We start from the raw sequence: 11,671 nt of genomic DNA on the forward strand, positions 1-11,671 counted from the left end.
GTCACCCTTCCTGCCCTCGGCGAGAGCGTCACCGAGGGAACCGTCACCCAATGGCTCAAAGCCGTCGGTGACACCATCGCCGTCGACGAACCCCTCCTGGAGATCTCCACCGACAAGGTCGACACCGAGATCCCCTCCCCCGTCGCCGGCACCCTCCTCGAAATCAAGGCCGCCGAAGACGAGACCGTCGAGGTCGGCGCGGTGCTGGCGATCATCGGCTCCGGCGACGCTCCGGCGGCAGCGCCGACACCCGCCGCTGCCGAGCCTGAGCCGACTCCCGAACCGGTCGCCGCCCCCGAGCCTGCTCCGGTGCCCGCAGCCCCGGCCCCGGCACCGGCCGCCCCGGCTCCCGCGGCCACGAACGACGGCGACGGCTACGTCACCCCCATCGTCCGCAAGCTCGCCAAGGAGCACGGCGTCGACCTGGCAAGCATCGCCGGCACCGGCGTCGGCGGCCGCATCCGCAAGGCCGACGTCCTGGCCGCAGCCGAGCGCGCCAAGCCCGCTCCTGCGGCACCGGCCGCTGCGACTCCGGCCGCCCCGGCACCCGCTGCCCCGTCGCCGCTGCGCGGCAAGACCGAGCCGCTCAGCCGCCTGCGCCAGACCATCGCCTCACGCATGGTCGAATCGCTGCAGACCTCCGCCCAGTTGACGCAGGTCCACGAGGTCGACGTCACCGAGATCGCCCGCATCCGCGCCAAGCACAAGGACGCCTTCGCCGAGCGCGAGGGCGTCAAGTTGACCTTCCTGCCCTTCTTCGCCAAGGCCGCCATCGAGGCGCTCAAGGCGTACCCGCAGGTCAACGCGGCCCTGGACGTCGCCGGCGGCACGGTCACCTACCCCAGCGGTGAGCACCTGTCCATCGCCGTGGACACCGAGCGCGGCCTCCTCGCGCCGACGATCCGCGACGCGGGCGACCTGTCCATCGCCGGGCTGGCGCGCAAGATCGCCGACATCGCCGAGCGCACCCGCACGAACAAGATCGCTCCCGACGAGTTGTCCGGCGGGACCTTCTCAATCACCAACCTCGGCAGCAACGGTGCCCTGTTCGACACGCCGATCATCAACCAGCCGCAGGTCGCGATCCTGGGGGTCGGTGCCGTCGTCAAGCGCCCGGTCGTTGTCACCGACGAGTTGGGCAACGACAGCATCGCGGTGCGCAGCGTCGCCTACCTGGCGCTGACCTACGATCACCGGATCATCGACGGTGCCGACGCGGGCCGCTTCCTCACGGCGGTCAAGCAGCGCCTGGAGGCCGGCTCCTTCGAGGCCGAACTGGGGTCCTGACCGGCGTGTCATCGACGTTGAGAGTCGTCGTCGGGGGAGCCTCGGGCTTCCTCGGCGCTGCCCTCGTGGAGGAGTTCCGCGCCCGCGGCCACAACGTCACGCGCCTGGTGCGCAGCGACGACGGCGGGGCCGACGCCTCGCCCTGGGATCCGGTCTCCGGTGATCTCAACCAGCGCCTGATCGACGACGCCGACGTGGTGGTCAACCTCTCGGGGGCACCGATCCAGCACTGGCCGCGCACGGCGGCGTACCGCCGCGAGATCCTGCGCTCCCGGCTGGCAGCGACCACCACGCTCGCACGGGCCGTGGCCCGCTCCCGTCGGCCTGCGGCGCTGCTGTCGGCCTCCGGCATGTCGTACTACGGCACCGACCGCGCCGACACGCTGCTGCCCGAGAGCGGCACCCCCGGCGAGGGCTTCCTGGCCGAGGTGGCCCAGCAGTGGGAGGCCGCCACGCAGCCGGCCGTCGCCGCCGGTGCGCGGGTCTGTCTGCTGCGCACCTCGCTGGTGCTCGACGAGGACGGCGGGGCACTGCGGCTCATGGCGATCCCCTTCCGCCGGTACGGGGGCGCGGTGCTCGGTTCGGGCGAACAGTACATGTCGTACATCTCGCGGTCTGACTGGGTACGTGCCGTCGTGCATCTGGCCGAGACCGAGGTGTCCGGTCCGGTCAACCTGGCCACGGCCGATCCGGTGACGAACCGCGAGTTCACCCGCGCCCTGGCCGAGGCGTGCGGCTCGCGGGCCTTCCTCAAGGCACCGGCATCGCTGATGCGGCTGGCGCTCGGCGGCCTGGCCGAGGACCTCCTCGGCTCCCTGCGCTTGGAGCCGTTCGCGCTGTCGCATTCCGGTTTCTCCTTCGAGCACCCGGACCTGACCTCCACCCTCGCCCACGGCCTGCGCGGCTGAGGAAGTGTTGATTTCATTCGTGTTGCGTGCTGTCGGCCGGTCCTTGAGATGCGAGCGCAGCACACCTCGAAGGGACTCAAACCGCAGCTCATTTCGAGGCTCCGCTCGTTCCTCGCTCCGCGCCTCAATGAGCGGCATCGACCTTATAAATCGGCGGATCCCTAACGCCGCCTCGCGCATGACGACGGGTCACTGCGGCACGGCGGAGGCATAGCGCCAATGGCCGTCGACGTGGCGCAGGACGACGCGGCGGGCCGACCAGTCGTCCGTCGGCAGGGTTTGGCGCTGCCCGGAGGAGTCGACCGCCGTGGTCGGGGCGAGCCGGTCGATGACATCGAGGACGACCTCGCCCGCGCCCTGCTCGACCACCGAGCACGAACCAATCACGAGCATGGCCGACTCCAGGGAATAGCCTCGCTCACTCCAGTCGCGCAGTGCCTCGACCTCCGGTTCCGCCGACTCCGGGGTGACGAACAGGTCGGTCAGGGCTTCCGGGGAGGTTGCGGCGTAGGCGACGCTGCGCTGCAGGTCCAGGCCCGCCAGGTCGACGCACGACGGCCCGCCGGGCGAGGCTCCGAGCAACGAGACCAGGTAGCCGACGGCAGTGATACCCCACAGATCCATGACGGCAGCCTGGACCAGGTTCGCCACGACGCCAAGCACACTGTCCACAGGCGTACTGTGGGCCGGGTGAACGAGGCGCTGCTGCAGATCCGCGACGGATGGTTCGGCGAGGACGCCCTCGACTACCGCGAGGCGTGGGAGTTGCAACGGACCCTGCACGCGCAGCGCGCGGCCGACGAGATCGGCGATGTCGCGCTGTTCCTCGAACACCCGCCCACGTACACCGCAGGCAGGCGCACCGAGCCGCACGAGCGCCCACAGGACGGCACCCCGGTCATCGATGTCGACCGCGGCGGCAAGATCACCTTCCACGGGCCGGGCCAACTCGTCGGATACCCGATCACGCGGCTGCCCTCGCACGTCCTCGTCGTCGACTATGTGCGGCGTGTCGAGGAGGCCCTGATCCGGGCGGTGGCCGATCTCGGCGTCACCGCCGGGCGCGTCGACGGTCGCTCCGGGGTTTGGCTCCCCGCCGGTCACCGGCACCCCGAGCGCAAGATCGCGGCCATCGGCATCCGGGTCTCCCGCAGCGTCACGATGCACGGTTTCAGCCTCAACGCCGACGTCGACCTCGGCTGGTACGACCGCTTCGTCCCCTGCGGCATCGCCGACGCGGGCGTCACCAGCTTGTCGGTCGAGCTGGGCCGCGACGTCACCGTCCCCGAGACCGCCGAGGCGGTGCGCCCACACCTGGTCGACCTGCTGCGCTGGAAGCCCTACACGCCCTCGCCGGACATCGACCGAGCCGCCGTCTCCTCGCCCTCGGTGCCGGTGCTCGGCACCGCCGCCAGGTAGGTCTGCGAGATCAGCCGGTACGACCGCGAGCAGAACGCCAACGCCGCGACGGCCACCATGAGCAGTCCGGTGACGACCAGCACGAGAGCGATGCCGCGCACCTCCCCCGTGCCCAGCCACGGCTCCAAGGCCGCCGCCCCCTCCTGGGAACGGGCATAGGGGATGACCCAGAACTCCGCGACGGGGGCCACGAGGAACGACGACACCGGTGCCGCAGCGGACTCGAAGGCCATAGCGAAGCCGAAGACCCTCCCCTGCCGCTCCAACGGCACCACCCGCTGAACGACGGTCTGCTCGGCCGCCTCCGCCGCCGGCATCAGCGCCATGAACGCCCACGTGCCCGCGACGAACAGCCAGCCCCATTCGCGCACCACGAACACCGTGCCGACCACACCCATCACAACGACCAGCACCAACATCGTGCGCAGCGGATTGACCCCCAGACCGAACCTCGCCACCGCCATGCCGCCGACGATGAAGCCGGTCGAGGCGATGGCGAAGGCCAGGCCCCATCCCTGCACGGTGAACAACTCGATGCCGTAGGGGTCCATCAGGGCCATGTAAGTGCCGCCGATGAGGTTGTTGAACGTCGAGAACACGATGAGCGCCATCAGGCCCGGTGCCGCAGCGATGGCCGCGACCGAGCCGGCCAGGTCGATGGAACCGCGCATGCCCGACGACGCGGACCGGTCGATCTCCTCGGCGGGGAACGACAGCGTCAGCAGGTGCGCCAGCGACAGCGCCGTCAGCACCAGAGCGATGACCACCGTCCAGCCCATACCCAGGTAACCGACCGACAGCCCCGAGAACACACTGGTCAGGACCATCGCCAGGCCCTGCACGGTGCCGACGAGGCCATTGGCGCGGTCGCGGTCGCCGTCGGGCACGAGGATCGTCACCGAGGTCGACAGCGCGATGTTACGCATGTTCTCCACGACGGCCCCGGCCAGGATGATCGCCGTGAACAGCCACAGCCACGGCCGCCCGAGGTCGAGCAGATCGGCCGCAGGCACCGCCGCGTACAGCGCTCCAGCCGCCATGAAGGCCGCCAGCGTGCAGAACGTGGACCACCGCATCACCCGCAGTTTCGGATGACGGTCGACGACGGTGCCGAACGCGATGCTGCCGACGGCGACGAACAGCATGTAGCTGCCGCCCACGACACCGGAGGCCAGGACAGAGCGGGTCTCCAGGTAGATCCAGAAGATCAGCGCCCACCACAGGAAACTCGTGGTGAGGTTGGCCAGTGCGGTGTTGACCAGGACGCCGGCGAATGTGCGGCGATGATCGACGGCCGAGGGGTCGCGGTTCACCCCTCAACCCTAGACGGACAAAACCGTCTCCTGCCGAGCAAGTCCGGCCGCGCCCACGGCGTACAGTGGAGCGCGTGACGATCGCGCCGGAGGGACGCAGGATGCTGCGTCTGGAGGTCCGCAACGCCGAGACCCCTATCGAGAAGAAGCCCGCCTGGATCAAGACGCGCGCCAAGATGGGTCCGGAATACAACGAGTTGATGGGCCTGGTGAAGGGCGAGGGCCTGCACACGGTCTGTCAGGAGGCCGGCTGTCCCAACATCTTCGAGTGCTGGGAAGACCGCGAGGCGACCTTCCTCATCGGCGGCGAACAGTGCACCCGGCGCTGTGACTTCTGCCAGATCGACACCGGCAAGCCGGCCGAGTTGGACCGCGACGAGCCGCGCCGCGTGGCCGAGAGCGTCCAGAAGATGCAGTTGCGCTACTCGACCATCACCGGCGTCGCCCGCGACGACCTGCCCGACGGCGGTGCCTGGCTGTACGCCGAGACGGTCCGCCAGATCCACGCGCTCAACCCCGAGACCGGCGTGGAGAACCTCATCCCGGACTTCAACGGCAAGCCGGACCTGTTGACCGAGGTCTTCGAGTCGCGCCCCGAGGTGCTGGCACACAACCTGGAGACGGTGCCGCGCATCTTCAAGCGGATCCGTCCGGCGTTCCGTTACGAGCGTTCGCTCGACGTGCTGACGCAGGCGCGCGACTTCGGCCTCGTCACCAAGTCGAACCTCATCCTCGGCATGGGCGAGACCCGCGAGGAGGTCTCCGAGGCGCTGCGCGACCTGCATGCGGCCGGCTGCGACCTCGTGACGATCACGCAGTATCTGCGGCCTACCAAGCGGCATCATCCCGTCGAACGCTGGGTCAAGCCCGAGGAGTTCGTGGAGTTGGCCGACGAGGCCAAGGAGATCGGCTTCGCCGGGGTCATGTCCGGACCGCTGGTGCGCTCGTCGTACCGCGCCGGGCGGCTGTACCAGCAGGCCGTCGAGGCCCGCGCCGCCGCTCGCAGCTGACACCGGTCCCTGAGGTGCAAGGCCGCCGGCGGCCGAGCCGGGTCCTGAGGCGCTGCGACGAAGGAGCAGCCTCGAAGGGCGAAAGGGCCACCGCCTAGACTGGCGGCCATGTCGTCCGCAGCCCCCGCCCCGGCCACCGGCCGCGTCGCCCAGATGCGCCAGGCCTACCGCATCACCAAGACCTCCGACCCGAACATCGGCTTGATCCTGCTGTTCTGGTTCCTGCTGGTCGGCGGGCTGCTGGCCGCAGTCAACCTGCTGATCTTCGACCGTTCGACGCTCGGGATCATCCTCGCGGCGGTCTTCGGCGTGCTGTCGGGCACGCTCGCGGCGCTCATCGTGTTCGGCCGCCGCGCCGAGCGGGCCGCCTACGCCCAAGTGGAGGGCCAGCCGGGTGCCGCCGCCAGCGCACTGCAGATGCTGCGCCGCGGCTGGGACGTCAAGCCGGTCGTCGCGTTCACCAAGAGCCAGGACATCGTGCACCGGGTGGTCGGCCGGCCCGGGGTGATCCTCGTGGGCGAGGGCAATGCACACCGGGTCAAGTCGCTGCTGGCCTCGGAGAAGCGCAAGCACGCCCGGTTCGTGGGCGAGGACGTGCCGGTGATCGAGGTCGTCGTGGGCCGCGATGAGGGCCAGACGCCGCTGCCGAAGCTCACCCGGAAACTGCAGCGTATGAAGAAGGCCATCTCCCCTGCGGAGCAGACGACAGTCATCAACAAACTCAAGGCGCTCGACGCCCAGCGCCCGGCCGCCCCGATGCCGCGCGGCCCCGTGCCGACCTCGGCCAAGGCCGCCCGCAAGATGATGCGCGGATAGGTCCCGCCGGCTGAGGTGCGAGGCCGCTTGCGGCCGAGCCTCGAAGGGCGAAGCCTGCCGTAGTTGGGTCATTTCGAGGCTCGCAAGCTCGCACCTCAATGACCGGGTCCCCCTATCTGCGGAACCTCTTACGCGCTGACGACGCGCGAACCGGCGGCAAGATCGTGCAGGCCGCGCTTGTCGTCGGTCATCAGGATCGCCGGCAGCACGAGGCTGAGCAGCACCGTCCGCAGCAGGGCGCGCGCCAGGCCGATGGGCTGGCCGTCGCGGTTCTCCACGCGCAGTCGCATGAGGCGCTGACCGATGGAGAAGCCGAGCAGCCCGGTCAGAAGCGTCATCTGGCCGATGGCGAAGGCCGTGATGACCAGGTTCTCGCCGATGTCGCGGGGCGGATAGTGCACGCCGACCACCGCGACCGCGCACAACGCCGCGACGATCCAGTCGATGAGCAGCGCCACCAGGCGCCGGCCGAGCGAGGGGGGTGCTCCGGTCGATTCCACGCCGCGAGCCTACAAGCCGCAACTGAGCGGCCCGGCCTGCACGCTGCGACATGTAACTTGACCGAAACAAACCGTTGACGGTCGGGAAACTGCCCGCGCCTAGGTTCGTAGTCGGCCGGGTATCCATCGCGTCCGGCCGAGTGAAATCCCACGACCTGAGCCGCCGCGCGGCCGAGGAGGACCCATGACGGAGATCAAGAACGCCGACGACTTTTTCAAGGTCGTCAAGGACGAGGGGGTCGAGTACCTCGATGTCCGCTTCACCGATCTTCCCGGAATCCAGCAGCAGGTGACGCTGCCGGCCGCGACGTTCGACGCCGATATGGCAGAGAGCGGCGTGGCCTTCGACGGCTCGTCGATCCGCGGCTTCCAGAGCATCGACCAGTCCGACATGGTGCTGTTCCCCGATTTCGGCACCGCGTACATCGATCCGTTCAAGACGCGCAAGACCATCGCGATGGACTTCTTCGTCCACGACCCGATCACCGGCGAGGCGTACAGCCGCGATCCGCGCAACGTGGCCCGTAAGGCCGAGGCTTACCTGGCCACGACCGGTGTCGGCGACACGGCGTTCTTCGCACCGGAGGCCGAGTTCTACATCTTCGACCGCGTCAACTACGGCACGAGCGCGAACAAGTCGTTCTACGAGATCACGTCCGTCGAGTCGGCGTGGTCGACCGGCGACGCCATCGAGGACAACCGCGGCTACAAGGTCCGCTACAAGGGCGGCTACTTCCCGGTGGCCCCGACCGACCAACTCGCTGATCTGCGCAACGACATGATGTCGAACCTGGCCAGCGTGGGGCTGGAGATCGAGCGCGGCCACCATGAGGTCGGCACTGCCGGGCAGGCTGAGATCAACTACCGCTTCGCGACGCTGCTCAAGGCCGCCGACGACGTGATGAAGTTCAAGTACGTCGTGCGCAACACCGCCTGGGCTGCCGACAAGACGGTGACGTTCATGCCGAAGCCGATTTTCGGCGACAACGGCTCGGGCATGCACGTCCACCAGTCCATCTGGAACAACGGCGAGCCGCTGTTCTACGACGAGGCCGGCTACGGCGGACTGTCCGACATCGCGCGCTACTACATCGGCGGCATCCTCAAGCACGCGCCGAGCCTGCTGGCGTTCACGAACCCGTCGGTGAACTCCTACCACCGCTTGGTGCCGGGCTTCGAGGCGCCGATCGCGCTGGTGTACTCGGCCCGGAACCGTTCGGCCTGTGTGCGTATCCCGATCACCGGGTCGAACGCGAAGGCCAAGCGCATCGAGTTCCGCTGCCCCGACCCGTCGAGCAACCCGTACCTGGCGTTCTCAGCGCTGCTCATGGCCGGCCTGGACGGCATCAAGAACAAGATCGAGCCGGCTGCGCCGATCGACAAGAACATCTACGAGTTGCCGGCCGAGGAGTACGAGGCCATCGACATGGTTCCGACCTCCCTCAACTCGGTGCTCGACAATCTCGAAGCCGACCACGACTTCCTCACCGCCGGCGGTGTCTTCACCCCCGACCTGATCGAGACGTGGATTGACTACAAGCGCAACGAGGAGATCCTGCCTGTCCAGTTGCGCCCCCACCCGCACGAGTTCGAGCTGTACTACGACATCTGATCCGAGGGTTTTCACCCTCTGTCAGTAGTTGCCGAAAACGGCGGCTGACCTGCGGAAACGTCTTTCGACGTCTTCCAGCGTCAGCCGCCGTTTTTCGTTGGTCTGCGGCCCCACTGCGGCCCCAGGATCGGGCAGCCGGGCCAAGACTGACCCTTCCACCAGTCGCCCGGAGAGGAGAATCGATGCATGGGCAATCCGTTGAACGAGCGCCAGGAGGCCGTACTCGAGTGGATAGCCGCAGGATGCCTGGAGCGCCACAAGGTCTCTGCGGTCGCGTTGGCGCGCCAGAACTTGATCCTGCTCGACAACCGATGGGCTACGCCGTGGCGCGCCACACTGACACCACTGGGCCGGTATTGGCTGGAGCATCGCGAATACCCGCCGGCAGGCACCGTCCTCGAACCTCTCCTCGATATGGTCGAGCCCGAGAGCATTGAGGCCGGCGACACACTCTCCGATGCCGAGTTCGTCAACAGGCGACGAGTACTGAAGTCAGACTGGATCGCGCAAGGGCCTGCAATGAGCCGACTGGACCTTCCTGGTCAGTGGACTCTGCATGCCGCGTTTCAGCCGAGCAACGAGACTCTGACGGACGCTGAACCGCCCCGGCGTGTCCGGAGACTTGGTTTCTTGGCTCAGCCGGTTGGCGTGAGTTCGTTCCTTGCAGCGTAGTGGAGTTCTTCGGCGGCCATCGGAGTCAGGTCGTTCAGTGCCTCGTGGGGGCGCTCGTTGTTGAACCAGTGGACCCAGTTCAGGGTCTCCAGTTCGACGTGCTCGACTCCGCGCCAGGGTCCTTCGGGACGGATCAGCTCGGCCTTGTAGAGCCCGATCTGCGACTCCGCCAGCGCATTGTCGTAGGCGTCGCCCACGGACCCGACGGACGGGTCGACGCCCTCGTCGACCAGCCGCTGGGTGAAGGCAAAACTGACGTACTGGGACCCGGCATCGGTGTGATGGACGAGCCCGGACAGATCGGTGATCCCGGCCTGGCGCCGCGTCCAGATCGCATGCTCCAACGTGTCCAGCACCAGGTCGGTCGTCATCCTCGTCGCTGCCCGCCAGCCCACAATCCTTCGGCTGAAGACGTCGAAGACGAAGGCCACATAGACCGTGCCGGCCCAGGTCGCGACATAGGTGAAGTCGGCCACCCACAACTGGTTCGGGCGGCTGGCCCAGAACTGCCGGTCCACCCGGTCGAGCGGCCGTTCCGCGGCGGGATCGCCGATGGTCGTGCGGACCTTCTTGGCCCGCAGGGCACCGGCCCAGCCCTGCTCGCGGTAGAGCCGCTCGATGGTGCACCGGGCGACGTCGTGGCCCTTGCCACGTAGGTGGAGCCACATCTTCCTGGCCCCGAACCGGGCGATCAGCTTCTGCCGAACCCGCTCGCCCTCGATCAACGCCACCAATTCGGCGTCGCGCAGCACTCGTTTCGAGGGCCGCCGCCCGGCGGCCTCGTAGAAGGTGGACGGGGCGATCTTGATCCCGTACTCAGCAAGCACGCGGCAGATCGGCTCGACCCCGAACTCCACCCTGTTCTCCTCGATGAACCCGATCAGAACCTGTTAGGGCGGTCGAGCTCCGCCGCAAAGAAAGCCGAGGCCGACTTCAAGATCTCGTTGGCCCGCCGAAGCTCGGCGTTCTCCTTCTTCAACTTCTTGATCTCAGCGATGTCCTCGCTGATCTTGCCCGGCCGGAGGCCGCCGTCGACCTCGGCCTGCCGCAACCACGTGCGCAACTGCTCGGGCGAGGTGATCCCGAGCTTGGCCGCGACCGACCTGATCGCAGCGGCCTCGGACGGATGATCGGCCCGGACCTCGATCACGAGCCGGACAGCGCGCTCACGAAGCTCGGTGAGGTACTTGCTGGGACGTGCCATGAGAGTGATCCTTCCAACGAACCAACCCTCCGGACACGCCAGGGCGGTTCAGAATACGTCGATGCGGCCTGGGTTGGCGGTCGACGCGCGAGTCGCGCGCCGCTCGAAGGTCGCAACCCGCCGCCGCTCGATGCCGAAGCACCCCAGGAAGTCGTTCCAGAACGACTGCGACTCGGCCTGCTCGGCCGTCTCGTCCTTCCACTCCGCAACGAAACGGTCGACGTTGGCGCGTATGTCTTGCAGCGACAACGCCTTCGTGACTGCCAAGGGACAAAGCCTCCCTATCTTTGGTCAGGTTCGGGTTCAGCCTAGTGAGGGTGCCTGACGAGATTGAGTGGTGCATGCTCTATGACGACCTGCGGAGCCGCCGAGCGTTCCGTTGCGCGCTGCACCTGGCCACTCGCGGTCGTCTTGCGGCCTGTGGCGACGAAGGCGGCCGAAGAGGCTGTCACGGACTCGGGAGCAGACATGACTGCCACCATCACTCGCAAGCGCGTCTCGATCGCGGACGCGGCGGATGCCCTCGCGGTCTCGCCGCGCACCGTACGGCGCTACATCGCCGCCGGTCAGCTCGACGCCGTACGCCTCGGACGCAAGACCCTGCGGATCAAGGTCGACTCGATCAAGCGCTTCATCGACGCGCGGCCGGTCGGGGGATGGCGGGCCTGAAACGAAGACAGGAGCGGCCAGATGTGGCCGCTCCTTGTTCCCCGTTTGTTCCCGATCTCGGCATTGGTTCCGAAAAATCTGCTCTGACCTACATAAACCTGGTGGGCGATACTGGGTTTGAACCAGTGACCTCTTCCGTGTCAGGGAAGCGCGCTACCGCTGCGCCAATCGCCCGTGGGTGTTCAGTTGTGCTTCCGAGGTGGGTACGGGATTTGAACCCGTGTACACGGATTTGCAGTCCGTTGCCTCGCCTCTCGGCCA

12 protein-coding genes, 2 tRNA genes, 1 pseudogene and 1 other annotated feature are annotated in these 11,671 nt (G+C 67.9%); of the genes and pseudogenes, 8 read left to right on the forward strand and 7 right to left on the reverse strand.

Translation table 11 applies throughout. The features are described from left to right. A partial coding sequence (gene sucB, locus QM597_RS00405; RefSeq protein ID WP_415002901.1) for a 2-oxoglutarate dehydrogenase, E2 component, dihydrolipoamide succinyltransferase occupies positions 1 to 1,287 on the forward strand: 1,287 nt, incomplete at its 5' end. Between the two features lie 5 nt (positions 1,288 to 1,292). Further along, a complete protein-coding gene (locus QM597_RS00410; RefSeq protein ID WP_415002902.1) occupies positions 1,293 to 2,195 on the forward strand; it encodes a TIGR01777 family oxidoreductase in 903 nt (300 codons plus the stop codon). A 189-nt stretch (positions 2,196 to 2,384) separates the two neighbouring features. Here QM597_RS00410 and QM597_RS00415 read toward each other — a convergent pair whose 3' ends face one another. Then, positions 2,385 to 2,867, reverse strand: a complete 483-nt coding sequence (locus QM597_RS00415; RefSeq protein WP_415002903.1) for a hypothetical protein — start codon at positions 2,865 to 2,867, stop codon at positions 2,385 to 2,387. Between the two features lie 18 nt (positions 2,868 to 2,885). Between QM597_RS00415 and lipB the strand changes: the two genes are divergently transcribed. Beyond that, positions 2,886 to 3,614, forward strand: coding sequence for a lipoyl(octanoyl) transferase LipB (gene lipB, locus QM597_RS00420; protein ID WP_415002904.1), 729 nt, complete (start codon positions 2,886 to 2,888; stop codon positions 3,612 to 3,614). On the opposite strand, the gene QM597_RS00425 is transcribed toward lipB, so the two are convergent. After that, positions 3,536 to 4,927 carry an MFS transporter gene (locus tag QM597_RS00425; protein WP_415002905.1) on the reverse strand — a complete coding sequence of 464 codons (1,392 nt, stop codon included), beginning with the start codon at positions 4,925 to 4,927 and terminating at the stop codon, positions 3,536 to 3,538. The two genes, lipB and QM597_RS00425, sit on opposite strands and share 79 nt — an antisense overlap. 101 nt (positions 4,928 to 5,028) lie before the next feature. Between QM597_RS00425 and lipA the strand changes: the two genes are divergently transcribed. Both lipA and QM597_RS00435 read left to right on the forward strand, forming a co-directional pair. Next, positions 5,029 to 5,937, forward strand: coding sequence for a lipoyl synthase (lipA, locus tag QM597_RS00430; protein WP_415002912.1), 909 nt, complete (start codon positions 5,029 to 5,031; stop codon positions 5,935 to 5,937). Positions 5,938 to 6,045: 108 nt separating this feature from the next. Then, complete coding sequence (locus tag QM597_RS00435) at positions 6,046 to 6,753, forward strand: DUF4191 domain-containing protein (RefSeq protein ID WP_415002906.1); 708 nt, start codon at positions 6,046 to 6,048, stop codon at positions 6,751 to 6,753. 128 nt (positions 6,754 to 6,881) lie between these two features. On the opposite strand, the gene QM597_RS00440 is transcribed toward QM597_RS00435, so the two are convergent. Then, positions 6,882 to 7,253, reverse strand: a complete 372-nt coding sequence (locus tag QM597_RS00440) for an RDD family protein (protein ID WP_415002907.1) — start codon at positions 7,251 to 7,253, stop codon at positions 6,882 to 6,884. A 184-nt stretch (positions 7,254 to 7,437) separates the two neighbouring features. Between QM597_RS00440 and glnA the strand changes: the two genes are divergently transcribed. Both glnA and QM597_RS00450 read left to right on the forward strand, forming a co-directional pair. Beyond that, complete coding sequence (glnA, locus tag QM597_RS00445) at positions 7,438 to 8,865, forward strand: type I glutamate--ammonia ligase (protein ID WP_415002908.1); 1,428 nt, start codon at positions 7,438 to 7,440, stop codon at positions 8,863 to 8,865. Positions 8,866 to 9,051: 186 nt separating this feature from the next. Then, a complete protein-coding gene (locus tag QM597_RS00450) occupies positions 9,052 to 9,537 on the forward strand; it encodes a hypothetical protein (protein WP_415002909.1) in 486 nt (161 codons plus the stop codon). Here the strand turns inward: QM597_RS00450 and QM597_RS00455 are convergent. Together QM597_RS00455 and QM597_RS00460 are read right to left on the reverse strand one after the other, a co-directional pair. Further along, positions 9,501 to 10,741: pseudogene (locus tag QM597_RS00455) on the reverse strand (IS3 family transposase). The gene QM597_RS00450 and the pseudogene QM597_RS00455 overlap by 37 nt on opposite strands. Further along, positions 10,332 to 10,460, reverse strand: a sequence feature (AL1L pseudoknot). Its footprint overlaps the pseudogene before it by 129 nt. Before the next feature lie 48 nt (positions 10,742 to 10,789). Beyond that, positions 10,790 to 11,008 (reverse strand): type IIL restriction-modification enzyme MmeI, encoded by a 219-nt coding sequence (locus QM597_RS00460; RefSeq protein WP_415002910.1) that lies wholly within the window; start codon positions 11,006 to 11,008, stop codon positions 10,790 to 10,792. A 201-nt stretch (positions 11,009 to 11,209) separates the two neighbouring features. On the opposite strand from QM597_RS00460, the gene QM597_RS00465 reads away from it, so the two are divergent. Beyond that, positions 11,210 to 11,410, forward strand: a complete 201-nt coding sequence (locus tag QM597_RS00465) for a helix-turn-helix domain-containing protein (RefSeq protein ID WP_415002911.1) — start codon at positions 11,210 to 11,212, stop codon at positions 11,408 to 11,410. A gap of 99 nt (positions 11,411 to 11,509) precedes the next feature. Here the strand turns inward: QM597_RS00465 and QM597_RS00470 are convergent. Further along, positions 11,510 to 11,584, reverse strand: a tRNA-Val gene (locus QM597_RS00470). Between the two features lie 26 nt (positions 11,585 to 11,610). Next, positions 11,611 to 11,670, reverse strand: a tRNA-Cys gene (locus QM597_RS00475). Position 11,671 lies beyond the last annotated feature (1 nt).

Source organism: Aeromicrobium sp. (genome assembly GCF_047607065.1).
In the GTDB taxonomy this organism is placed as follows: Bacteria; Actinomycetota; Actinomycetes; order Propionibacteriales; family Nocardioidaceae; genus Aeromicrobium.

Coding starts and splice junctions, on each gene's coding strand:
- lipA (WP_415002912.1), top strand. CDS start 5,029: ATGCTGCGTCTGGAGGTCCGCAACGCCGAGACCCCTATCGAGAAGAAG.
- QM597_RS00435 (WP_415002906.1), top strand. CDS start 6,046: ATGTCGTCCGCAGCCCCCGCCCCGGCCACCGGCCGCGTCGCCCAGATG.
- glnA (WP_415002908.1), top strand. CDS start 7,438: ATGACGGAGATCAAGAACGCCGACGACTTTTTCAAGGTCGTCAAGGAC.
- QM597_RS00450 (WP_415002909.1), top strand. CDS start 9,052: ATGGGCAATCCGTTGAACGAGCGCCAGGAGGCCGTACTCGAGTGGATA.
- QM597_RS00465 (WP_415002911.1), top strand. CDS start 11,210: ATGACTGCCACCATCACTCGCAAGCGCGTCTCGATCGCGGACGCGGCG.